Origin of the sequence: Zobellia sp. B3R18, from assembly GCF_018860715.1 — a bacterium.
Taxonomy (GTDB): domain Bacteria; phylum Bacteroidota; class Bacteroidia; order Flavobacteriales; family Flavobacteriaceae; genus Zobellia; species Zobellia russellii.
Genome location: NZ_JAHKQG010000013.1, coordinates 247,165 through 270,739 on the forward strand (window position 1 = coordinate 247,165; position 23,575 = coordinate 270,739).

At 41.0% G+C, this 23,575-nt stretch carries 19 protein-coding genes; 5 read left to right on the forward strand and 14 right to left on the reverse strand.

Annotation, left to right across the window (positions count from 1 at the left end; genetic code table 11):
- The first annotated feature begins 1 nt into the window (after position 1).
- Positions 2–1,351: an HlyD family secretion protein gene (locus tag KO513_RS15645; RefSeq protein WP_215439798.1), complete on the forward strand. Its 1,350-nt coding sequence runs from the start codon at positions 2–4 to the stop codon at positions 1,349–1,351.
- Positions 1,348–2,754, forward strand: coding sequence for a TolC family protein (locus tag KO513_RS15650; protein WP_252735882.1), 1,407 nt, complete (start codon positions 1,348–1,350; stop codon positions 2,752–2,754). The genes KO513_RS15645 and KO513_RS15650 overlap by 4 nt, the downstream gene beginning before the upstream one ends.
- A 30-nt stretch (positions 2,755–2,784) precedes the next feature.
- Here the strand turns inward: KO513_RS15650 and KO513_RS15655 are convergent, their stop codons facing one another.
- The 14 genes from KO513_RS15655 to KO513_RS15720 form a co-directional block, all read right to left on the reverse strand.
- Positions 2,785–4,137: a TrkH family potassium uptake protein gene (locus KO513_RS15655; RefSeq protein WP_215914203.1), complete on the reverse strand. Its 1,353-nt coding sequence runs from the start codon at positions 4,135–4,137 to the stop codon at positions 2,785–2,787.
- 198 nt (positions 4,138–4,335) lie between these two features.
- Positions 4,336–5,874 (reverse strand): sulfatase-like hydrolase/transferase, encoded by a 1,539-nt coding sequence (locus KO513_RS15660; protein WP_215914204.1) that lies wholly within the window; start codon positions 5,872–5,874, stop codon positions 4,336–4,338.
- 167 nt (positions 5,875–6,041) lie between these two features.
- On the reverse strand, positions 6,042–8,171 hold the full coding sequence (locus KO513_RS15665; RefSeq protein ID WP_215914205.1) for a DUF349 domain-containing protein: 2,130 nt from the start codon (positions 8,169–8,171) through the stop codon (positions 6,042–6,044).
- Between the two features lie 191 nt (positions 8,172–8,362).
- On the reverse strand, positions 8,363–9,103 hold the full coding sequence (locus tag KO513_RS15670) for a shikimate dehydrogenase family protein (RefSeq protein ID WP_215914206.1): 741 nt from the start codon (positions 9,101–9,103) through the stop codon (positions 8,363–8,365).
- A gap of 31 nt (positions 9,104–9,134) precedes the next feature.
- Positions 9,135–10,169: a DUF368 domain-containing protein gene (locus KO513_RS15675; protein ID WP_215914207.1), complete on the reverse strand. Its 1,035-nt coding sequence runs from the start codon at positions 10,167–10,169 to the stop codon at positions 9,135–9,137.
- An 11-nt stretch (positions 10,170–10,180) separates the two neighbouring features.
- On the reverse strand, positions 10,181–11,095 hold the full coding sequence (locus KO513_RS15680; RefSeq protein ID WP_215914208.1) for a DUF368 domain-containing protein: 915 nt from the start codon (positions 11,093–11,095) through the stop codon (positions 10,181–10,183).
- A gap of 115 nt (positions 11,096–11,210) precedes the next feature.
- Positions 11,211–12,611, reverse strand: coding sequence for a tetratricopeptide repeat protein (locus KO513_RS15685; RefSeq protein WP_215439808.1), 1,401 nt, complete (start codon positions 12,609–12,611; stop codon positions 11,211–11,213).
- 97 nt (positions 12,612–12,708) lie between these two features.
- Positions 12,709–13,890, reverse strand: coding sequence for an aspartate aminotransferase family protein (locus tag KO513_RS15690; protein ID WP_215914209.1), 1,182 nt, complete (start codon positions 13,888–13,890; stop codon positions 12,709–12,711).
- Complete coding sequence (locus KO513_RS15695) at positions 13,887–15,650, reverse strand: OstA-like protein (RefSeq protein ID WP_252735884.1); 1,764 nt, start codon at positions 15,648–15,650, stop codon at positions 13,887–13,889. Before KO513_RS15695 ends, KO513_RS15690 begins: the two co-directional genes overlap by 4 nt.
- 143 nt (positions 15,651–15,793) lie before the next feature.
- Positions 15,794–17,065: an adenylosuccinate synthase gene (locus KO513_RS15700; RefSeq protein WP_215914210.1), complete on the reverse strand. Its 1,272-nt coding sequence runs from the start codon at positions 17,063–17,065 to the stop codon at positions 15,794–15,796.
- Between the two features lie 12 nt (positions 17,066–17,077).
- Positions 17,078–17,533, reverse strand: a complete 456-nt coding sequence (locus tag KO513_RS15705; protein WP_215439813.1) for a Fur family transcriptional regulator — start codon at positions 17,531–17,533, stop codon at positions 17,078–17,080.
- 55 nt (positions 17,534–17,588) lie between these two features.
- Positions 17,589–19,793, reverse strand: a complete 2,205-nt coding sequence (locus tag KO513_RS15710; RefSeq protein ID WP_215914211.1) for a RelA/SpoT family protein — start codon at positions 19,791–19,793, stop codon at positions 17,589–17,591.
- A gap of 103 nt (positions 19,794–19,896) precedes the next feature.
- On the reverse strand, positions 19,897–21,123 hold the full coding sequence (locus tag KO513_RS15715; protein ID WP_215914212.1) for a M48 family metallopeptidase: 1,227 nt from the start codon (positions 21,121–21,123) through the stop codon (positions 19,897–19,899).
- 53 nt (positions 21,124–21,176) lie between these two features.
- Entirely contained in the window at positions 21,177–21,989 is an 813-nt protein-coding gene (locus KO513_RS15720; protein WP_215914213.1) for a TrmH family RNA methyltransferase, read from the reverse strand.
- 62 nt (positions 21,990–22,051) lie between these two features.
- Between KO513_RS15720 and KO513_RS15725 the strand changes: the two genes are divergently transcribed.
- From KO513_RS15725 to KO513_RS15735, 3 genes are read left to right on the forward strand one after another with little or no spacing between them, the layout of a single operon-like run.
- Complete coding sequence (locus tag KO513_RS15725; protein WP_215914214.1) at positions 22,052–22,852, forward strand: DUF6503 family protein; 801 nt, start codon at positions 22,052–22,054, stop codon at positions 22,850–22,852.
- 48 nt (positions 22,853–22,900) lie between these two features.
- The gene (locus KO513_RS15730) at positions 22,901–23,143 is read left to right on the forward strand and encodes a MoaD/ThiS family protein (RefSeq protein WP_215914215.1); all 243 of its coding nucleotides are present in this window, start codon (positions 22,901–22,903) and stop codon (positions 23,141–23,143) included.
- A gap of 9 nt (positions 23,144–23,152) precedes the next feature.
- Positions 23,153–23,563, forward strand: coding sequence for a molybdenum cofactor biosynthesis protein MoaE (locus tag KO513_RS15735; protein ID WP_215914216.1), 411 nt, complete (start codon positions 23,153–23,155; stop codon positions 23,561–23,563).
- The last annotated feature ends 12 nt before the right edge of the window (positions 23,564–23,575 follow it).

A 23,575-nucleotide genomic window follows, 5' to 3' on the forward strand; every position in this document is an offset into this window, starting at 1 on the left:
TATGCTTAATATTTCTAAAAACCCCCTTAATAAAACGGTACACCTAACGGGCTATAAGTCTACGGACCGGGTGTTCCACCAAAGGCACTACAAGCACCTGAACCGGTTTTTGTTGGGTTCCGCACTTTTTGGGTTTATCCTGCTTTTTATTCCGTGGACGCAGAGTGTTCGTGGTACGGGTAACCTAACTACTTTAAGTCCGGAGCACCGCCCGCAGAGCATACAATCGCCCATTCCGGGACGTATTGAAAAATGGTACGTGCAAGAGGGCGATTACGTAGAGAAGGGCGATACCATTTTACATATCTCCGAAGTTAAGAACGAGTATTTTGACCCCCGTTTGGTAGAACGTACCGGACAACAGATCCAGGCCAAAAACAGGTCCGTAGAGTCCTACCAAGGTAAAGTAAGCGCCTTGAACAACCAGATTGCAGCTTTGAACAATGAGCGTGGCCTGAAGCTGGAGCAGGCAAAGAACAAGTTGTTACAGTCCAAATTAAAGGTAAAGAGCGATAGTATAGATTTGGAGGCCGCCCATACCAACCTGCAGATTGCGGAGCGGCAATATAACCGTATTGAGCAGTTGCAGCAAGAAGGTCTAAAATCTATGACCGATGTGGAGGCGAAACGATTGAAACTGCAAGAAACCCAGGCCAAGCTTATTTCCCAAGAGAACAAATTACTGGCTGCCAAAAACGAGGTCCTGAATGCCGAAATGGAAGTAAATCGTGTACAAGTAGAGTACACGGATAAAATTTCAAAGGCGCAGAGCGATATGTACACGGCACAGTCCAGTCAGTTTGATTCCGAGGCGCAAGTAAGCAAACTGGAGAACCAGTATGCCAATTATGAGATACGCACGGGCATGTACTATATAACCGCACCCCAGAGCGGGTACATCAACAAGGCGGTACAGGGCGGTATTGGTCAAAACTTTAAAGAAGGCGATCGTTTGGTGGGTATTATGCCGTCCGATTTTGAAATGGCGGTGGAGACCTTTGTAAGTCCCATGGACCTGCCTTTGGTACACGTGGGCGAGAAAGTCCGCATACAGTTTGATGGTTGGCCGGCCATTGTGTTTAGCGGGTGGCCCAATGCCTCTTACGGTACTTTTGGAGGAACCATTGTGGCCGTAGAAACGTTTATTGATCCCAACGGAAAATACAGGGTATTGATCGCACCGGACCCGGAAGAGCAGGAGTGGCCCAAAGAAATGAGGGTAGGTTCCGGGGCCAGCACCATTGCACTTTTAGAAGATGTGCCTATTTGGTACGAGCTATGGCGTCAGATAAACGGATTCCCGCCTAATTATTATCAGCCTAAACAATCCACCGCAAAAAAGGAAAAATGATGAGGAACATATGGTTTTGCTTCTTTTGGGTTTGCTGTTTTGCTGCAGAGGCGCAACAGCCTGGGGAGGTGGTATTGGGTTTTAACGAATATCTGGGGTACGTAAAAAAGTACCACCCCATAGCTAAACAGGCCCAACTGAATATAGGAATGGGACAGGCCCAATTAATGAGTTCCCGCGGGGGATTCGACCCCAAAATTGAGGTAGATTATGACCGAAAAGAGTTTAAGGGTACGGAATATTATGACCGCTTGAACGCCACGTTCAAGATTCCTACTTGGTACGGGGTTGAGCTAAAAGGAAACTTTGAGCAGAACGAAGGCGTGTACCTGAATCCTGATCAAACCGTCCCGGATGACGGACTCTACAGTGCCGGAGTTTCCATGTCCGTAGGGCAGGGGCTTTGGATTAATGAGCGTATGGCTACGTTAAAGCAGGCCAAAATTTTTAAGGAGCGTTCTTTGGTAGAGCGTGACCTGCAAGTGAACGAGGTACTTTTTGAAGCATCGTTGGCCTATTTTAATTGGTTGCATGCTTATCAAGATAAACAAGTGTACACTGATTTTCTGGCAAATGCCGAAATGCGTTTTGAAGGGGTGAAAAAAAGTGCCCTGGCGGGAGAAGTGGCCGCTATAGATACTGTGGAGGCCAAAATTACCATGCAAGACCGAGAGCTGAATTTGGAACAGGCCAAGGTGCGTTTTATGAAAAGTGCACTGGAGTTGTCCAATTTTCTGTGGATGGGTGATAATATGCCGGTAGAACTGCAGCCCAACGTAATTCCCGAAGCTAATTTGGCGGGCGCCATAGATACTACTTTGGAAATTATGGGAATGCCTTTGGATAGTTTTTCTATAGCCAACCACCCTAAGCTTAAATCCTTGTCGTATAAAATTGACGGCCTCACTGTAGAAAAGCGACTGAAAGCCAATAAACTATTGCCTAAAATTGAGTTGCAGTATAATTTTCTAACGGAAAAACCGGAGTACCTTTCCAGCCTTACTACCGAAGCCTACAAAGGTGGTGTAGCCTTTAGTCTGCCACTTTTTTTAAGAAAGGAACGGGGCGATTTAAAGTTAGCAAAGATGAAATTAGAGAATGCCCAATTTGAACTGGATGATGCCGAAATACGGATCAAGAACAAGATTGTAGGGCTCTACCGTGAACTGGAATCCTTTGAAAAACAAAACGTTCTAATGGACGATGTGGTGCTCAACTACAACACCCTAGTAGCTGCCGAAGAACGAAAGTTCGGGTTTGGGGAGAGTTCCCTGTTTTTGGTCAACTCCCGGGAAAGCAAACTCATAGATGCTGAACTGAAAAGGAATGCGGTACAGAACAAGTTCTTTTCGGCGAAAGCCAAATTGTTCAACTCCATTGGGGTGAATCCTAAGGATTTGTAGGTTGTTAGGCTCTTTAGAGCGTATTAACTTCTAGACAGCTAAATCATCGGGTCTTATTTTTTTGGATTCCTCCCTTTTCTGACGGAGTAATGCAAAGCCAAAAGTAAGTACACCAACGCGACCGATAAACATAAGGGAAATTAGCAATAGCTTGCCCAGTTGGGAAAGTTCACCTGTTATACCTGTACTCAATCCCACAGTGCCCAATGCCGAAGCGACTTCAAAAAGGATACGCTCAAAAGAAAAGTCTTCGCTGTAGGACAACAGAAAAGAAAACAGAAAAATCAAGCTCGTATAGAGCATAAATGTAGAGGTGGCCACATAAATTCTTTCAAAGGGTATCAACCTATTTAAGAACGTAATCTTTTCCTGGCCCAAAAGCCTACTTTTTAGAATGGAGAGCATAGCGGTGAGGGTTGTAATTTTCATTCCGCCCGCTGTACCGGAAGGTGATGCACCAATATACATGAGAAAGGTAATGAACAATAAAATAGGCAAGGAGAGGTCTCCAATGGCAGTGGTATTGAAACCAACCGTTGTCATCGCAGACATGGCCTGAAAGAAAGAGGTCATAAGTGTATGGTTAGGCCCCAAATATGCTTCTGATTCCGTGGTAAAAATAAGAGTGGTCCCAAGAAAGAGAAGGAGCGTGAACCCGTACACGATAATTTTGGTCGTAAATGAAATTTCTTTGGATTTTCCGGTAATGCGGTACCATAAATCCGTAATTACAATAAAGCCTAAGGACCCGGCAATGGCCAATAAGGCAACAACTGAATTTATAAAGGTATTATCATGGAAACTCTCAAAACCATCATTGAACAATGCGAACCCTGCGGTACAAAAGGATGATATGCTATGAAAGATAGAAAACCATATAGCCTTTAAACTTCCCATACCTGTATCTGTAAAGGCAAAGTAGAAAAGAACGGCTCCTATAGTTTCCATAAATAGGGTAAAGACAATTACACTTTTTATAAAATCCTTGATTTGTATGGTATCTGGCAATGTAAATTCTGTTCCTATTAATTTGTTATGCCAGTGCGTTATTTTTTTGGTGGTAAACATTAGATAATAGGTGGTTAAGGTCATATAGCCAATACCGCCTATTTGTATAAGAACCATGATAATGAACTGGCCCATAAAATTGTAGGAGTCAAATATGCTCAGCGTGACAAGTCCCGTAGTAGAAATTGCGGAAGTGGCGATGAATAAATTGTCCAAAAAAGAAATATCGGTCTTGTGGAATAGGGGAATGGAGAGCAGAATAAATCCCACAAGGGTATATAAAAAGAACCCCCAGACCAAATTCATTTGAGGCGATTTGCTAATTTGAAATTTTCGATACCAAAGAGATAGTTTTTTGTAAAACGTACTTTTCATTTTTATAATGACCTAGAACAGAGTGATGGAGTCAGTCATAAGGGCAAAGAGGAAAGAGTAATCTTTGCCTAGGTGTCAAGGCTACACATCAAGTGTTATTTTGCAGGGCAAAATTAATGAATTTAGCGGTTTCGGTTAAGGAATTACACCTCTTTTTTGGGCTATTCTAGGCTAATGGTAAAACAATGTATTTTAACATTATTGGGGTGCTATCACCTCTAAAGTGTGCTGCCCTTTTTCCGGATAGAGTGCGTTTTTGCTCTTTAGCTCGCTAGATAGAGTGGTTACCATCTGTTGCAGTTGTTCAGGGTTTTCTTTTGATAAATTATGGGTTTCAAAAGGGTCTTCCGCTAGGTTGAACAGCTCATACAGTGGTTCTTCTTCTACCTGATAATGGTACACGATCTTCCAATTGCCATCAACCATACTGGAAAAATAGTTGGAGCGATGGCTATGCGGAAAATGATTAAGGAAAACCTCGTTACGCTGGTTGTTTTTCTGTCCGCTCAACTGTTCTTTTAAATCGAACCCGTCCGTTACATAATTTTCAGGAACGTTTGTTTCCGCAACATGGCAGAGGGTTGAAAAGATATCCAAAACCGTACCTATCTGTTGCTGAACGGCATTTTGGGCAATGGGTAATTTCTCTTGGGATGCCGCATCTTTGTTAGGAGTAACCCATGATGCAATAAACGGAACCCGCATACCGCCTTCCCAATGATTTCCTTTTTTTCCTTTTAGGGGAGCGGAACTGCTATAATCGTTTTCAATTGGTAGGGGAGCATCCGAACCGTTGTCGCCTAAGAATAGGATAAGCGTATTCTCGCCCAAGCCTAAATCCTTTACATGTTGTACAATATCTCCCAAGGATTTGTCAATTCCCTCGATCAAGGTGGCATAGGCCTGCGCTTTCTCCGATTTGTCCGAATCTACATAGTTCTTAGCAAAACGGAGGTCCGAGTAAAACGGGGCATGTACCGCGTAATGGGCCATGTTCAGGAAAAACGGCTTGCCTTCTTCTTTGGCTTTGGATATGGCCAAATTGGCCTCTAGGGTCAAGGCTTCGGTAAGAAAAATATCTTTGCTGTGGTATTTTTCCAAGCCCGGTACGGCCCTTTTTTTATTCCCTCCGGTATGCCCAAAAGCTTCCGTACCCAAATAGCTGCCCGGTTGCCCAATAGAGCTACCGGCTATGTTGACATCAAAACCTAAATGAAGTGGATTCTCGCCTTCGCTTTGAAATGGCCCAAAATGGGCCTTGCCTACATGGATTGTTTTGTAGCCGGCCTGCTGTAGGATTTTAGGAAGGGTAACCCATTCTTTGGTAATTCCTTTCCAATTCCAATCCGTTGGACCATATTCTGTACGATTGTCCTCTTCGGATTTTATCCATGTGGTAACCCGGTGACGGGCCGAGTTTTGACCCGTTATAATTGAGGTTCGCGTTGGTGAACATACGGAATGGGCATAAAAATTGGTAAAACGAATACCTTGACTCGCCAATTTTTCCATCTCTGGCGTGCGGTAAAAATCATTGAGCGGATAACTCTTTAGGTTACCGCTGGCATCCGTTAGAAACGGAACCGAAGTATCCATGAGTCCCATATCGTCTACCAGAAAAATAATAATGTTAGGCGGATTTTGGTCTATGGCCTGGGCCGAAAATGAGGTAAAACTTAAAAGGAAAAATAGTGTAAAAGCTAAAAATTTTGGTTTCAATAGGTTGTTGTTCTTCATTCTTTCAGGTTTCAAAATATAGCGTATATACCATCTTAAACAGAGAAGAATCCAAGCCCGTTTTTCCAAAGTTTTCTCGCCGTCTTATTTCAAATAATCCCGCACAGAATTTTATCCCAAAGTCCATACGAAACTTGAGAGTATAAAAAAGTTAGTGAAAAAAGAAACTATTCTTCCTCGCCGCTTGCTGCTTCCTCTTCCTCGTTGGCCTTGTTTAAATCATGCTTTAAAATGTTGAGCTTTTTTAACTTAGCTTTCCAGGTTTCAAGCGTTTCTTTATGGGCTTCTACGCGTTTTACCACATCGCGCACCAACGGGTTGTCCTCTGAGGCATTGGAGAAAAACTGTAGGTTGGTTTCCAGTTGACGTATCTCGGCTTTGCTTTCCTCTATTTTTTTACGGATAAAACTACGTTCATTCTGTATGGCGCGCTCATTATCCGCATCTGCCAATTGCTGAATTTTATTACCGTATTTAAGCAACTCCGATTCTTGACGGTCAATATCTAATTTCTTGAAAATTCCGTCCAGGATTTTATTGAACTTCTGGTCAATGTTTTTCTTTTTGAAAGGAACCCTACCATAGGATTTCCATTCGGCAATAAACTCTTTGATCGTTTTTAAATCGTCCTCCCTTTTACCTGAAAGCTCAAAAGCGGATAGCCGTTCCAAACAGGCATTCTTTTTTTCAAAGTTCTCTTGTTCTTCCTTAAGGCCTTCGTTCTTTAAAGCGTGCAAACGGTCAAAATAATGGTTACAGGCCGTTTTAAACTCTTTCCAGATCTTGTCCGAGTATTTTCTAGGAACATGTCCAATTTGCTTCCAATCATTCTGGATGCGCTTCATTTCCGGCGTGGTGCTATCCCATTCCTCACTGTCCTTTAAGGCAACGGCACGGTCAAGTAGCGCCCGTTTTTTGTCCAGGTTCTCTTGTTGTTCTTTTTTGAGGTTCTTATAATAGGCGTTCTTGCTTCGGTTAAAGTTGCGTACGGCAGTTTTAAAGGCGTCCCAAGTTTTTTCATTTTGATTTCTGGGAACTTTTCCGGCAGCAAAAAAGGCATTTCTAAGCTCTTCCAGTTTTTTAATCTGTTGCTGTAGTGCCTTGTGACTGGTGGCCACGTTGGCGGACATAGCTTGGATGGACGCTATAATTTCGTTTTTGGCAACAAGGTTTTTTTCGTATTGGGCATCCAATTCCTTGTAATGGTCCTGCCTTCTTTGGTGTAAAACCTTAGTGGCATTACTGAACCGTTCCCAGATTTCCTCGCGGTGCTCTTGGCCAACGGGCCCAATATCTTCCTTCCAGATTTTATGTAACGTCTGTAAATCCCTAAAAGCAATGGTTAAATCCGGTTCTTTGGCCAACAGTTCTGCTTGGGCCACCAGTTTTTCCTTTTCTTCTAGGTTGTGCTTAAAATCAAGGTCGCGCAACTCACGGTTTAGATGAAGGAAATCATAGAAAATCTCTATATGGTGCTGGTAGGTGCGCCATACATTGTTGTATTCCGTTCTTGGAATAGGCCCTGCATTGCGCCAATTTTCCTGAAGTTCTTTGAACGCCTTGTAGGTGGTGTTCATATCCTCATCTACATTGACCAAACTTTTAAGTTCTTCAATTATTTCAAGGCGCTTGTTAAGGTTCTCTTTTAGATTTTTTTCGAGGGATTTGTAGTACTGGTTCCGCTTTTCACGGTAATCCGAATACACCTCGTTAAACTGCCTTTTGGTTACGGAATTGTATCTAAAATCTATTTCATTACCACCACCGTTTATAAAATCTTCCTTTTTGCCTTCTATAAATTCTTGAAATTTCAGGTCGAATTCTGACTTGATTCCGTCTACATGCTTTTTAATGGCCTGTACTTTTTCATTACGGACCAATTTCTGAAGCTCTCCCACCAAATTTTCCATGGACATGGAGTGATAGTCCAAAAGCGGAATGGTGTGTCGCTCTTGATTGTCCGTATCCTCGGCATCTTCGGCATTGTTCTCATCTATTTCTTCCAGTACGGCATCATCATCTTTGGAAGCGGTATCATTAGTTTCGGCAGTTGTGGCAACTTCCTCCTCATCGGTAGATTTTGAAGGGGCCGCTTCTGTTTTTTCGGTTTCGGCGGCTTCCGTAGTTGCAGGCTCTGTTGGAGCATCTTTTTCCTCTGGTGATCCGGATGGTTCTTTTTCAGGAATATCTACCACTTCAGAGGCTTCCGTATTTGCGGTAGGCTCCGTAGTTTTGGTGATTTCTTCTTTGTTTTCTTCCCCTACGTTATGTTGTAGTTCCCGTTCCTTATCTTCCATCGTTTCTGAGATATTGATTTTGCAAAATGCAAGGGTAAGATACTAACAACCAATCTAACATCAAAAGGTATGGGGGTATTTTAGCTTTTGAGTGCGATAGAAATATTTCCTAAGGCCCAGAAAATGGCAGGGCAGCCGAAAGATGCTTGGTCTTAGGTAGTTACGTTTAAGGTGATGGGAGCAAAGACGGATTAACTTTCTTGCCAAATCTCCCAAGAACGGTCCGCTTGAAGTTCCAGCATGCGCAAACCATTGGAAATTTGGGCGCCTTTGGCCTCTCCGGCGGTTAGAAAAGCCGTTTTTTCCGGGTTGTAGATCAGGTCGAACAGAAAATGCTGGTCAGTTATAAATTCATAGGGTAGGGCAGGCCGCTGTTCAATATTGGGGTGTGTTCCCAAGGGCGTACAATTTATAAGAATGGTGTGTTCCTTTAATACCTCTTCGGTGACTTGGTCGTAACTTATTTTGTTCTTCCCCGGATTTCTTGAAACGAAAATATAGGAAATACCAAGTTCACCCAAAACATAGGCCACGGCTTTAGAAGCGCCGCCTGTACCTAAAATAAGTGCTTTGGTATGATGTGGTTTAAGGAACGGCGCCATGGCATTTTTAAACCCATAGGCGTCCGTATTGAATCCTTTTAGCCCGTTTTTAGAGAACTGTATGGTGTTTACGGCCCCTATTTTTTCGGCTTCGGGGTCTAGCTCTGTGAGGAAAGGCATTACCTCCTGCTTGTACGGAATGGTAACGTTCATTCCTTTAATATCCGAGTTGTTGTCCAATACGTCCTGAATTTCTTCAATAGCCTGAAAATCGAAGTTTTCGTACGAATGGTCCTCCAAACCTAAATCCGCAAATTTTTGGGTGAAATACCCTCTGGAGAATGAATATGAAATGTCTTTACCTACTAGTCCGAATCGTACTTTTTTCATTTTTAATATTTAGGCTAAAGTGTAAAATCGTTTATGCTTGCTGTGTTAACTCCGTATCCTTACGCGTCTTTCCGTACCAATCCAATACCAATAAAATGGCAATACCAAAGACCACAAAAAATAAGGCCCACCAGGTTTCCGAAGTAGTCAGATCGGGAAAGAAACGTTCATAGTTGCTTATAATCTCTTTTCCGTTGCTATCCAAAACCAATTCTCCTGAAGCATCGGTTTTAAAAATAGTGCGTTTCCATGGCCAAACCACGCCCAGAGACCCAGTTATAAAGCCTATGATAACGGCCGTGGTAATGTGTTTGTAGTTCTTAAGAACATAGGTCAGAAGATGGGAAAGGCTAACCAAGCCCGTTGCTGAACCGGCCGTAAACACGGCCAAAATGATTAAAGTATCCAAGCGTTCCTTATTACTGGTAAAACTGTAATCGCCTTGTAAAACTTCAGCAAAAGTATCGTAGAGGGCATTAACGGAATCTACCAATAACAGCACGTAATTGCCCAAAAGAATAAGTATAAAGGAGCCGGAAAGACCCGGTAACGTCATACCGGATACACTAATAATACCGCAAACGAAAATGAAAAACAGATTGTCGTTCTCTTTTGCGGGATTTAAAAAACTAATGGATATACCTACAATAAGACCAATAATGCCGGCCGTTATGGTTTTTTTGTTCCAGTGTTCAAAGTCCTTTGAAATGTAATAAATAGAACCCAGGATCATACCAAAGAATGCGGCCCAGACAAAGAGTTCTTTTTGCTCCAAGAAATAATCCAAGAGTTTGGAAACACTAAAATAGCTTACCAGCATTCCAAAAATCAAAAGGGAGAGAAACGTACCGTTAATATACCGGAAGAAACTCTTGAACCTACCGTTTAGCAATAGCTTGAATGCTTTGCGGTTTACTTTTTGGAGCGAGTAAATAAACTCTTCGTAAAAACCACCCACAAATGCAACAATACCTCCTGATACACCGGGTACTTTATTAGCGGCACCCATGCACAGACCTTTTATGACCAAAAAGAATTTGTCAAGAAATGTTCTGGTATTGTACATGAAAAGGGGACTTATTTTTTAGAAGCGGTTCTTTCAAGGATGAAAATTACCAAGAAACCGGCCAATGCCGCTATAACGGCAATCATAAGTTGATTGTCGCCATCAAAATTAAACGGACTTACATTTTCGTCTATGGTAATGATTTTTTCACCAATGGTTTTGGTATCCAGTACTCTTTTCCAAGGCCATATTTTGTTAAGCGACCCGACTATAAAACCGGTCAGTAAGGCCAAGGTAAGGTTCTTTTGATTGTTGAACATCCACTTTAAAAGCTTGGCAAAACTCAAAAGACCGAATATAGCCCCAACACCTACAGTACCAATAATCTTAAAATCCAGATTATGAACGGCATCAATAATGGTTTTATACGATCCTAACAGGACCAAAATAAAAGCTCCGGAAATACCAGGAAGAATCATAGCACAAATGGCCAAAGCTCCTGAAAGAAAAAGATAGGGAAGGCTATCCGCACTTTCCGATGGCGGTAAAATAGTAATGTAATAGGCCACGGCAGCCCCTAAAATTAGAGCAATAATCGTTTTTGCGTCCCATTTTTGCACCTCTTTCCCTACAAGTAGAATACTTGCTATAACCAGTCCAAAAAAGAAAGACCAGATAAGGATTGGCTTATTTTCCAACAACCAGCTTACTAGTTTTGCCAGAGACAGAACGCTTATAGCAATCCCGGCAAAAAGGGCCAATAGAAAATTTCCGTTCAGTTTGTTCCAAGCGGCTTTTAGTCCGTTTTCCTTAAGCTCCTTAAAAAGAGAAAGGTCTACATTGTTAATAGAGGTGATAAGTTCTTCGTAGATTCCGGAAATAAAGGCAATTGTGCCGCCTGAGACTCCTGGTACAACATCGGCGGCGCCCATGGCCATACCTTTTAAGGTAATGAAAGTATAGTCTAAAAAGTTTCTTTTTTCCATGTGGTTTGTTCGTTGAAAAGCAAAAATAGCTTTTAAAATTTGAACGTAGGAAAAAATGGACCAAGCCCTTATAATTTTTCTAATTTAAAATTATAAGGGCTTGGTAATTAAATGTTTATTTTGAAGATTTTTCGGCTTTTTCTACAGCTTTTAAAACCCACTCGGATTTGGTATACTGAGGAAATTCCTCAAAGAATAGCGGTAATTTTTGAATATCTATTTTTAACGCGTCCATCAAACAAATACGACCGTTAATAATATCGTTATTGGCTAAATGAAAACCGGCCGCTTTGTATTTAAGTTCTGCATTGTCCGGATAGAATTCCTGTCCTTGGGCCAAAATCTGTAATGCGCTGGTAGCGTCTTCATTGTTAAGGACTACATCTGCCCAGTTAAGCCATGTCTTTAGTTCGTAATTGCCTAGGTCTACAGCTTGTTTAAAGGCAAAATCTGCCTGATCATACTTCTTAAGCGCAGCATTAATGTAGGCGCACTTCTTCCAGTATAGAGGGTTTTCGCCATCAATATTCAAAGCCTTGTTTACGTAATAAAGGGCTTTTGTATAGTTTTCCCTTCTATAATAAAAATCGGTGATGGCCAACCAACCTTTGTCCAATAACGGGTCTTCATGAACGGTATGGTAGTAATAATACTTGGCCATATCGTCATTCTGCAGCCGCTCATGACATTTGCCTATTCTTAGATATGCATGCGAAGTTGGGTCCTCCATTTTAATGGTAGTCTCATAATTCTCAATGGCCTCATTGTATTTGCCCAGTTTTTCAAGCACTTTCCCTTTCTCAAAATATGCACCAATAAAGGTGTCATCGGATATAATGGCGAAGTCGAATGCCGCGAGGGCCTCAGTATACATTTTTTTATACATATACTGCTTTCCAAGCTGATGCCATGCTACCTCGCAATAAGGATTGCGCTCTAGGTAATCGTTCAAGTACACAATGGCACCGTCGTGATCTTCCAAAAACTCAAAACAGTAAATAACATTGTAAAGTGAGGAGTAGTCCTGTTCATCAAAAGAGACACAGCGCATGAAACTCTCTTTGGCCAGTTTAAAATCGTCCATAAAGAGGTACTCCATTCCTAGTAGGGAATGAATATCAAAGCTGTTTTCTGCTAAATCCAAGGCTTGGTTAAGCAGGGCTACCGCCGCTTCGTGATTGTCTTTTTTAGAATATATGTTAGCGCGCTGAATAAAGATTTCCTCATTGGTAGCGTCTAATATTTGAAGTTCGTCCAGATACTGCTCCGCAATATCCAGTTGGTTTTCAAAAACCAATACCTCAATATTCAACAACTTCAGTTCAATAGAATCTGGGTGCTGTTGCAGACCAATTTTAATTGCTTTTTTCGCTAGCGCTATTTTGCCGTTGTTCAAATAGTGATGTATGATGTCTTCAAAATCTTCGGCATCAAAGAAATAGATGTCGTCGGTTTTAAGCATCGATTCAAACTTGGCAATCGGCCTATTGGGCCTTTCGTTGGATTCTAACGCCATAGGAACGTTTTGGTTAAACTATGTTATTAAAAGTAGCCTTTTGAATGGCACTTTTAAACGTGATTACACCTATATTATTAACAAATTAGTTAACAGGTTATTGCTTATAACCTTCTAAAACCTCAAGGATTATGCCACAACCGCTTTCAATCTCGTCTGTTGAAATGGTTAAAGGCGGAGAAATCCGAACCGCTTTGGGCTCAAAAAGTAACCAAAATAGAATTAAACCTTTCTTGGCACAGGTTAGTACCAAATGGTTGGCTATTTCGGCATTTTCCAGAATCAAAGCCAGCATAAGCCCTTTTCCCCTAATTTCTTTAATTAGTCGGTGTTGAAGCAGTTTTCTAACAAGGGCTTCTTTTATAAGGGTTTGAGAGATAAGTTGCGTTTCCGTAATTTCTTTAAGCGTGGCCAAGCAGGCCGCTGCAATGACAGGATTTCCACCAAAAGTGGTAATATGGCCTAGTTTAGGGCTGTCCTGTAGGGTAGCCATGAGCTTTTGGGATGCGGTAAATGCACCTACGGGAAGTCCGGAAGCCATTCCTTTTCCGGTAACCAAAATATCGGGAACACAGTCATAATGCTCAAAAGCGAACAGTTTTCCCGTACGGCCAAAACCAGGTTGAATCTCATCTAAAATGAGCAAAGTGCCCGTTTCGTTACAGCGCTGACGTACTTCTTTTAAATACCCGTTTTTAGGCTCAATAAAGCCGGCACCCCCTTGTATGGTCTCTAAAATGACCCCAGCCGTCTTTTCGGTTATTTTTTTTAAATCGTCCTCGTTATTGAATTCAATAAAACCTACATCCGGTAGAAGCGGCCTAAACGCACTTTTTCGTTCTTCATAGCCCATTAGGCTTAAACTGCCCATGGTATTGCCATGGTAGGCGTGCCGCGCAGCCAGTAATTGGCTCCTTCCCGTAGCCCTTCTTGCCAGCTTTATGGCACCCTCAACGGCTTCCGTTCCGCTGTTGACCATATACGTGGTCTCCAAAGAATCCGGTAAAAGCGATGCCAGTAATTTTGTGTAAGCTACGGCAGGTTGCTGAACATACTCCCCATATACCATAACATGCATATAGGTTTCCGTTTGTTCCTGAATGGCGGCCACCACTTTAGGGTGGCAATGGCCAAGACTACATGCCGAAACCCCTGCAACAAAATCTAAATGTGCATTGCCCTTGGTGTCATAAATATAACTGCCCTTAGCGTGCGAAACCTCTAAAGCCAACGGATGTGGTGAGGTTTGCGCTTGATATTTTAAAAAATCTTGTTTCATTGTACGGAACTGGAAGTCACTTTTTTGACCTTAGGCCTAAGGGTAGGGGCCGGAGCTTTGTTGTTGGCAGGGGGGATATTGTTTACCGGGTCATTGGAATTACCGGAACGTTCCGCCTCTTCGGCATCAATATCTATAGGATTTTCTATACCTCTTATGATGGGGAGGACAACGTTGTTGTCATCTTCATCAAAAATATCATCTTTTGTTACTATACGTTCATCACCACGCCAAATGAAACCTTTTAGTTTCCTGCTTTCAACAGGGAGTTCCGTTTCTGGAAAAATATCGCCATCGGGCTCTATGAAAAACGTAAGGTCTTCCACATCGTTATTGGCCATTACAATATTTATCTTGCTGCAAATGGTCTTGTCTATACCTATAAGCTCTTCATCATCATTGTACATATAATAAATAACTTCGGTATTCTTTACCAAGTCTATGTATTTAAGCTCGTTGTCTACAAATTTACCAAATAGGTCTTTGCCTTTGGCTTGGTTGTAGCCGGTCATACTTATACTATCCAACGAAATAATAAAAGCATTTTCCAATACTTTGAGCGAGTCTAATTTTTCTGTTTCCAAGTTGGATATCAGATGAATGCTGTCTCCCGTCATTTGATTATCGCCGTTCCATAAAACCGGATTTCGTATTAATTGGGTAATTCCTGTTTTTTCCGAAGAATGAATGGAATCACATTTTCCGCTTAAATCGGTTTTGTAGAATTTTGCGTTCCTAAAGGCACGTAGTATCCTGTTTTCGGGTTTTCCGGTAATCATTAAGGTATCTCCGTGCATATAGAGTGAATCCTGCTCCACAAGACTAATTGAAACAGCCCGTTTTGTGGCAAATACCGAATCCTTCGCTTTAAAGACCTCGGCATAGTGCGCACGGATAATTCCGTTGTTTACCGTATCCGTTACTATAATATTATTAGTGGCAGAGGCAAATTCTGTGGCTTTATCAAAATAAACACTGTCCCCTTCAATAATACGGTTATTGTAGTCTATACGGGTGTTTTTTATCCCGTAGCCACTTTCAATTTTAGTGTCGTAAAAGCCGCGTTCGCAATAGATTTTATAGGTTTCTCCGGTTATGGTAGAAGGGCCGTACATGTATGCGTTCTTGGAGGTAGTATAGTAGTCCAGTTGCTCGGAATCCACAATATACTGTGGGTTGTCTATATGTACACTGTCTAGAAACTGATACTTATCCAATTCCATGAAATAGCGACCAATTTCACTGGTAAGCGTATTGGTTGAATCTACAATGGTTCCGAAACTGTTGTAGTAAGCCTCTTGATTCTCTCGGTCTAGATATAATGTGTCTGTCCTAAGTGTTACTTTACTACTCTGCTGGTCAGTCTCTAAAAGAACGCTTTCAAAGGCTTTGGCCAATTTGGTTTCTCCGTCATAATTAATTTTACCACTGGTCATTTCTAAGGAATCCCCTTGTTGCAAGCGCACGTTGCCCAGAGCACGTAAACGGTTTTCTTTTTGGTAATATATGGCAATATCGCACCAGAGGTCTGCTCCTTGGTGTTCAAATTGTACTTGTTTGTCATCCTTGCTAAAGATAGAGGCACCGGGAAATTGGGCTTCGTTTTTAGTGAAGTTGGCACCGTAAACAATATTGATCTGTTTACTCTGTGTGGTATCCTTAGAGGAAGTCTTTTCCTCTTGTGCATGGCCTATAAGAGTTGCGCCAAGGAAGAACAAAAAAATGCGGAGTAGGTTCAATGCTATCTGAATTTTGCCCAAAAGTAGGTTTTTTTTAAAGGAAGCAATATAGTTTAGGATAGATTTAGGAGGTTTACAGAACGCACTGAAATCTGTAAGTATCCACACTATCCTAAACTACATATCGAAAAATGTATATTCCGAAGCTCTTCTGTAACCTTTGGTTATCTGTGTATAGTCTGCGTACGGTCAGGCCCTACGGAAACTATTTTAATAGGCACTTCAAGTTCTTTTTCCAAGAAACTGATGTATTCCTGTAACGATGCAGGTAACTGATCGGCGCTGCTCATTTTTGTAAGGTCTTCTTTCCAACCTTTCATTTCCGAGTAAACGGGCGTTACGTTCTCTGCTTCGATATTAAACGGAAGGTGCTCTATTTTCTCTCCTTTGTAATTGTAGGCGGTACATACTTTTATGGTGTCAAATCCACTTAAAACATCGGCTTTCATCATCATCAATTCGGTAACACCGTTAATGATCACAGCATATTTTAAAGCAACAAGGTCTAACCAACCACATCTTCTAGGGCGGCCAGTGGTAGCGCCAAATTCATTACCCACGCGGGCCATGGTCTCACCGTCCTCATCAAAAAGTTCAGTAGGAAAAGGGCCGCTACCAACTCGGGTAGTATAGGCTTTAAAAATTCCTTTTACATCGCCAATTTGGTTTGGAGCAACTCCAAGACCGGTACAGGCACCTGCAGCCGTGGTATTACTGGATGTTACAAAAGGATAAGTTCCAAAGTCAATATCCAATAAAGAACCTTGTGCGCCTTCTGCCAATATTTTCTTTCCGCTTTTTTGAGCTTGGTACAGATATTCCTCACTGTCAATAAAAGTCAGCTCTTTCAATTCGGCAACAGACTCAAAGAAGTCTTTTTCCAATTCTGCCAAATCATACTGTATATCTACATTGTAATAAGCGATCATGGCTTCGTGCTTGTTGGCCAGATTGCGGTATTTTTCTTTCCAATCGGACATTTCAAGATCACCGATACGCATACCGTTACGTCCTGTCTTGTCCATATAAGTTGGGCCTATTCCCTTTAGGGTAGAACCAATTTTTGCTTTTCCTTTAGATGCTTCCGAAGCCGCATCCAACAAGCGGTGCGTAGGCAATATTAGGTGTGCTTTTCTTGAGATGAACAATTTGGACTTTATGTCTAAATTGAACTTTTTTAATGCGTCTAATTCTTTTTTGAAGATTACCGGGTCTATAACTACCCCGTTACCAACAATATTTAAGGCATTTTTGTGAAAAATTCCCGAAGGTATGGTGTGCAATACGTGTTTTATGCCATCAAACTCCAATGTATGCCCTGCGTTTGGGCCTCCTTGAAATCTAGCGATGATGTCATAATCTGTTGTAAGTACATCAACTATTTTTCCTTTTCCTTCGTCTCCCCACTGTAATCCTAACAATAAATCTACTGCCATTTAAAATTTTGGTTAGCTGTTCGTGTTTTCGTTTTTATTTCGAGTACCATAAAAATAAAGGGAGTGTGTATTGATTTTGATATCAAAAACTTCCTCAATGGTTTTCTTTATAGATTGAATACGAGGATCACAAAATTCCATTACCTCACCGGTATCGGTTAAAATAACATGATCATGTTGGCGATCAAAATATGATTTCTCGTATTGTGCCTGGTTTTTGCCAAATTGATGTTTGCGAACCAGTTTACACTCCAATAAAAGTTCTATAGTGTTATAGAGTGTAGCACGACTTACCCTGTAGTTCTTGTTCTTCATGTTTATGTACAGCGATTCAATGTCAAAATGATCTTCGCTATCATAAATTTCTTGAAGTATGGCATAGCGTTCGGGTGTTTTTCTATGCCCATTTTCTTCTAAAAAAGTGGTGAAAACGTTTTTTACGATTTCTTGATTTTTGTTGGCTGCCATAACTAGGGTTATATTCGTCAATCCGCAAAGGTACGGTTATATTTTAATTACGATTCTAAATTCTTGTGACTTTATCTATTCCGTTAATTTTCTTCAGATTTACCATCAATTTTTTTAGAATACCATTATTTTTAACAACTACGGTAATAGTGCCTTTGAATGTACCGCCATCTGTACTAAAGTTAAGGTTACGGATGTTTACGTGCATATTGTCCGATATAACCTCGGTAATCTCACTTACCAAACCTAAATTGTCAATTCCTGTAAGGCGTATTTCAGATAGGAATTCTTCTTGACTGGAGTCTATCCATTTGGCACTAATGATGCGGTATGCGTAGTTAGACTGTAATTGTATGGCATTGGGGCAGTTCTTTTTATGCACTTTAATACCTTCGTTTACACTTACGAAACCAAATACTTCATCCCCGGGAATGGGATTACAACATTGCGAAAGTTTGTACTCCAGTTTCTCTTCTTCTTTACCAAATACAAGAACATCGTATTTGGAAGTAATCTCTTCTTTTTGGACTTCCAACGGATTGGGGTTCCTTCTCATTTTGTTTTTGAAGAAACTTATAAAGGCGTTGGAGTAGGAAGACGAAAAGTCTTTGAGCATTTGGTTGTCTATAGATCCAATGCCTACCCGGTAAAAGAGATCCAGACTGGTTTTTAGCTTAAAGAAAGTTACCATTTTGTTGATGGAATCTTCATTAAGCGTAACTTTCTGGGATTTTAACTTTCTTCGGAGAATTTCTTTGCCTTCTTCAGCAACCGATTTTTTCTCTTCCCGTAAAGAGGATTTTATTTTGGCCCTTGCTCTAGCCGTTGTAGCGTAGTCTAACCAGTTTTGGTTGGGTTTTGCCTGTTCTGAGGTAATTATTTCTACTTGGTCTCCGCTATGGAGCGTAGTGTTCAGTGGAACAAGCTTTCCGTTTACTTTTGATCCTCGCGTGCGCATACCCACTTCTGTATGGATATTAAAGGCAAAATCCAATGGGGTAGCCCCTTTGGGTAATGATTTTAGTTCGCCCTTAGGGGTAAAGACAAAAATTTCCTTGGCATACAGGTTCAGTTTAAATTCCTCAACAAAGTCTACCGCATTGGTGTTGGCGTTCTCAAGCGCCTCTTGTAAACGGTTGAGCCAGACTTCAATACCCTGTTCTTTCTGGTCGCCATGCTTATATTTAAAATGTGCGGCATACCCTTTTTCAGCAATTTCATGCATACGTTCACTACGGATCTGAACTTCTACCCAACGTCCTTTTGGGCCCATTACGGTAATATGTAGGGCTTCATATCCGGTAGATTTAGGCGAAGAAATCCAATCCCGAAGCCGCACAGGGTTGGGGGTAAAGTGATCGGTTACGATGGAGTAGATTTTCCAGGCCAAGAATTTTTCGTTCTGCCGATCCGATTTATAAATAATACGAATGGCAAATTTGTCATATATCTCCTCAAAAGAAACATTCTGGGCTTTCATCTTTCGCCTAATGGAGAAAATGGATTTCATTCTGCCCTTAATGTAGTAGTTAAGTCCCTCTTCTTTTAAAGATTTATCTATAACTCCCGAAAAAGCATCTATATAAGCCTGTTGGTCTTCTTTGGATTCCTCAATCTTACCCTTAATACCGTTATAAACATTAGGTTCGGTATACTTTAAACTGAGGTCCTCTAGGTCTGTTTTAATATTATAAAGCCCAATACGGTGTGCTAAAGGGGCGTAGATATACAAAGTTTCGGAAGCCATTTGTACCTGCTTATGCTCGGGCATGGCATCCATAGTAAGCATGTTATGGTAGCGATCTGCGATTTTAATGATAATTACACGAACATCATCATGAAGGGTGAGCAACATCTTCCGAAAGTTTTCGGCCTGTTGTGAGGTGCTCATATCCTTTTTTAGGTGCGCAATTTTGGTAAGACCGTCTACGATACGGGCAACGGTTTCACCAAACATCCGTTCAATATCATCTAGCGTGTATTCCGTATCCTCAACCACGTCATGTAGTAGGGCAGATGCTATGGATGTCGCATCAAGACCAATTTCCGAAGCTACTATTTTTGCCACCGCTATAGGATGGAATATATAGGCTTCGCCAGATTTTCTCCGTTGGTTTTTATGAGCGTCTACGGCAATTTCAAATGCAGAGCGTATAAGCGTTTTATCATCATCCGATAGGTGTTGATAGCTTATACGTAGCAATTCTTTGTATTGCTTCGCAATCTCTTTATTTTCCTTTTCTATAGCTTCCTGCGTCATATTCAAATAAAAATAGAACAATCTTGGCAGTCGTACAACAAAAATTATTCCTCTTTTTAGGCTATGGTCAAAGTGTCTTTAATTTTAAATAAGGCTATTGGGGTTACCGTTTTAGATTCTGGATCCTGTCCAGAAGAGTAGGGTGGGAATAGTGCATAAAAACAAAAGCAGGATGGGGCGTAAGGTTGCTTAAACTGTTTTTGGACAATTTCTTTAATGAGGTGATGAGTGGTAATGCGGCATAGGTATCTTTGGCGTAATCATCTGCCTGATATTCAAATTTTCGGGAAAAGTGGTTCATGATCAAACCTGTAATTTCCGAAATGGGACTGTATAAAATAGCAAAACCGATCAAGGCTGCGTGAAAACTAGGTTGTGACACGCCAATAGCTATGGATACCGCCGGATTATTGATGAACAATGATAGCACAAAAAGCGTAACACCCGTTAACGCCAAAGAAGCGATAAGATTAAAGATAATGTGCTTTTTCTTGTAATGTCCTACCTCATGTGCCAAGACGGCTACGATTTCCTCTTCGTCCAAATCGTTGATCAAGGTGTCGTACAGTGTAACCCTTTTTTCTTTCCCGAAGCCGGAGAAATAAGCATTGGCCTTTGTAGAGCGTTTGGAACCGTCTATTACAAATATATTATTGAGTTCAAAGCCTACGTTTTTTGCAAATGCCTCTATTTTGGTTTTTAAACTACCATTTTCCAGAGGGGTTTGCTTATTGAACATAGGAACAATCAGTTTGCTGTAGAATAGGTTCATGAATACCGTAAACACGGCTACAAGCGCCCAAGCGTACACCCAAAAATAGGAACCCGCTAATTGAAAGAACCAAATAATCAATGACAAGATAAGTCCACCTACAATGGCCATCATCAACCATCCTTTTATTTTATCCATAAAGAAGGTGCCCTTTGTGGTTTTATTGAACCCAAATTTTTCCTCTATTACAAAAGTGGAATAATAGGAGAAGGGCAAGGTGACTATATCGCTTCCTATCATAATAACACCAAAGAACATAAGCGCCATGGGTATGGGTTGTTCGGTAACCGTTCGTACCATCCGATCTACCCATTCAAATCCTCCAAAAATTAAAAAACCTAAAGTCAAGAGAAATGAAAAGCTAGAGGTTAGCAGTCCAAAACGGTAATTGGTCTTTTTGTAGGCTTGTGATTTCTTGTATTCGGTTTCGTCAAAAACATCACTGAGCTCATCGGGAACGGGGTCATTGTAGTGTTTGGCGTTCAGGTAATCCAGAATGGTTTCAATGATAAACTGCAGTACGAGAATGGTTACAATAGTGTAAAACAGAATACTCATATGTTATCGTTTTTTGAAAAATGAAGTTGGCCTGATAGAAGAACAACGGCTTTTTATTGAAAATCTCGCTGTCTTTTGGCTTCAAAGATAAGAATAGCTGCGGATACCGATACATTCATGGAATCTATCTCGCCTTGCATGGGTATTATAATGTTCTGTTTAGAACTGTTTAGCCATTCTTGGGAGAGTCCGTCTGCTTCTGTTCCTACAACAATGGCAGAGCCAGGTTTAAAATTGGTTTTGATATAGTTTTCAGAAGCGGATAGTGCGGCACAATAAATGGCAATGTCCTGTTTTTTTAAAAAATCAATTACTTCGGTAGTGCTGCCCATGGCTATTTTGTTGGTAAATACGCAGCCCACGCTAGAACGAATAATATTAGGGTTATAGAGGTCCGTTCTTGGGTTGGCAATAATAACAGCATCTAAGTTGGCGGCATCTGCGGTACGTAAGAGTGCACCAATATTTCCGGGTTTTTCAGGAGCTTCGGCCACAAGTATAAGCGGATTCTTATTTGGGAGTTGCAAATCGCTCAACAAAGTTGTTTTACTTTTAGCAATGGCTAAAATACCTTCGGTGGTCTGTCTATATGCTAATTTCTGGTAGACATCCTTTGTAACTTCAATGTATTCGGGTGTTAACGAAGATTCTTCAAAAAGAGCCGTAGTTTCGTTCGTGTCAATTACTCCCGCTTGAAAAAGTACGGTTTCAATTTCATACCCTCCTTTTAGCGCCAATTGAATTTCTCGAAATCCCTCTATTATAAAAAGCCCGGATTTCTTACGTTCCCTGGATTTCTCTTTTAGGAGCAGGATTTTTTTTACCAACGAATTTTGGGCGCTAGAGATTTGCTTAATTTTATGCATACGGCAAATGTAAATAAAAGAGGAATTCTGCGACCTATGCATCTAACACTAAAAACAATCACATGGAACGAATTTTTTCAATTTTATTGGTGTTGGGTCTAACCAACTGTAAAGAAGCTCCAAAGGAAAGTAAACCGTCTGAACAGATAATGAGAACAGAAATGCCAGTTAAGGAAAATAACTACCCTGAAGCATTAAACAAAGTTTTTGATGCCCACGGGGGATTGGCCGAGTGGAAAAACAAACGAACACTCAGTTTTGAATTGGTTAAGCCAGATGCTAATGAGAAGCACACGGTGGATTTATATTCAAGAAAAGATAAAATTGAAATTCCGCCTTCAACTATAGGGTTTGACGGAAAAGATGCTTGGTTACTAGATGAGCAGAAGGCCTACAAGGGTAACGCTAAAATGTACCACAACCTTATGTTCTATTTTTACGCAATGCCCTTTGTTTTGGCAGATTCGGGTATAAACTACGGAGAGGCGCAAGATTTGGAGTACGAGGGTAAAAAGTACCCGGGAATTCATATAAGCTATAATGATGGGGTAGGCGCTTCTTCTAAAGATGATTATTTCTTGTATTACGACCCGGAAACCTACGAAATGGCATGGTTAGGGTATACATTTACTTTTGAAACCAACGAAAAATCGGATAAGTTGAGCTTTATTCGCTATAATGATTGGGGTACCTTTAACGGAGTAAAATTGCCTAAGTCCATTTCATGGTACACCAATGAGGGCAGAACCATTAAGGGAGTTAAGAATACAGTTCAGTTTAGCAATATTTCATTAGAGGACGCTTCAAAACCTGATGCATTTTACGCTGTTCCCGAAAATGCAAAAGTCATCTTAAATCCCTAAAATTTCTTATTTTTTTAAGTACCTTGTATCTTTAAATTTTATTTGGATATGGAGGTATTGTTATTCGGCATTGCCAAAGATATAGTAGGTAAGTCATCTTTCCGTTTTGCGGAAGGTGACGAGGTACCTAAATCTGTTTTGGAATTGAAACAGAAATTAAAGAACAGCTTCCCGGATTTCGGGAAGCTTTCTTCTTTAGCGGTAGCCGTAAACAGCGAGTATGCGGAAGATAGTGAAAGTCTGAGTCAAGGAGATGAAATTGCTATAATACCACCGGTAAGTGGTGGTTGATTTTGATATATGGTTATAGAAATTGTAGATATAATTGATCCCGGAAAGGTCTATACAGAGCTTTCGCATCCCAATAGCGGAGGTATTTGCGTCTTTGTAGGTGCCGTAAGGGAGTTTACCAATAACGAAGAGGTTACAGGTCTGGAATTTGAGACTTATAAAAACATGGCCCTCAAAGAGATGGAGAAAATAGCGACTGAGGCCACTGAAAAGTGGAAGTTGAACAAAGTGGTTATCCGTCATGCCGTTGGAAAAAAGGCAGTTGAAGAGCCAGTTGTGGTGGTAGGGGCATCCTCTGCACACCGCGATGCGTGTTTTGAGGCCTGTCGTTATTTAATAGACACTTTAAAAGAGCGTGTGCCCATCTGGAAAAAAGAAATTTTTAAGAACAAAACGGTTTGGGTTTCGGCACATCCATAGGAACTAAAAAGA

Bases quoted from the DNA above. Each gene is read 5' to 3' on its own strand.
- KO513_RS15645 (WP_215439798.1), top strand. From the start codon at position 2: ATGCTTAATATTTCTAAAAACCCCCTTAATAAAACGGTACACCTAACG.
- KO513_RS15650 (WP_252735882.1), top strand. From the start codon at position 1,348: ATGATGAGGAACATATGGTTTTGCTTCTTTTGGGTTTGCTGTTTTGCT.
- KO513_RS15655 (WP_215914203.1), bottom strand. From the start codon at position 4,137: ATGAAAAGTACGTTTTACAAAAAACTATCTCTTTGGTATCGAAAATTT.
- KO513_RS15660 (WP_215914204.1), bottom strand. From the start codon at position 5,874: ATGAAGAACAACAACCTATTGAAACCAAAATTTTTAGCTTTTACACTA.
- KO513_RS15665 (WP_215914205.1), bottom strand. From the start codon at position 8,171: ATGGAAGATAAGGAACGGGAACTACAACATAACGTAGGGGAAGAAAAC.
- KO513_RS15670 (WP_215914206.1), bottom strand. From the start codon at position 9,103: ATGAAAAAAGTACGATTCGGACTAGTAGGTAAAGACATTTCATATTCA.
- KO513_RS15675 (WP_215914207.1), bottom strand. From the start codon at position 10,169: ATGTACAATACCAGAACATTTCTTGACAAATTCTTTTTGGTCATAAAA.
- KO513_RS15680 (WP_215914208.1), bottom strand. From the start codon at position 11,095: ATGGAAAAAAGAAACTTTTTAGACTATACTTTCATTACCTTAAAAGGT.
- KO513_RS15685 (WP_215439808.1), bottom strand. From the start codon at position 12,611: ATGGCGTTAGAATCCAACGAAAGGCCCAATAGGCCGATTGCCAAGTTT.
- KO513_RS15690 (WP_215914209.1), bottom strand. From the start codon at position 13,890: ATGAAACAAGATTTTTTAAAATATCAAGCGCAAACCTCACCACATCCG.
- KO513_RS15700 (WP_215914210.1), bottom strand. From the start codon at position 17,065: ATGGCAGTAGATTTATTGTTAGGATTACAGTGGGGAGACGAAGGAAAA.
- KO513_RS15705 (WP_215439813.1), bottom strand. From the start codon at position 17,533: ATGGCAGCCAACAAAAATCAAGAAATCGTAAAAAACGTTTTCACCACT.
- KO513_RS15710 (WP_215914211.1), bottom strand. From the start codon at position 19,793: ATGACGCAGGAAGCTATAGAAAAGGAAAATAAAGAGATTGCGAAGCAA.
- KO513_RS15715 (WP_215914212.1), bottom strand. From the start codon at position 21,123: ATGAGTATTCTGTTTTACACTATTGTAACCATTCTCGTACTGCAGTTT.
- KO513_RS15720 (WP_215914213.1), bottom strand. From the start codon at position 21,989: ATGCATAAAATTAAGCAAATCTCTAGCGCCCAAAATTCGTTGGTAAAA.
- KO513_RS15725 (WP_215914214.1), top strand. From the start codon at position 22,052: ATGGAACGAATTTTTTCAATTTTATTGGTGTTGGGTCTAACCAACTGT.
- KO513_RS15730 (WP_215914215.1), top strand. From the start codon at position 22,901: ATGGAGGTATTGTTATTCGGCATTGCCAAAGATATAGTAGGTAAGTCA.
- KO513_RS15735 (WP_215914216.1), top strand. From the start codon at position 23,153: ATGGTTATAGAAATTGTAGATATAATTGATCCCGGAAAGGTCTATACA.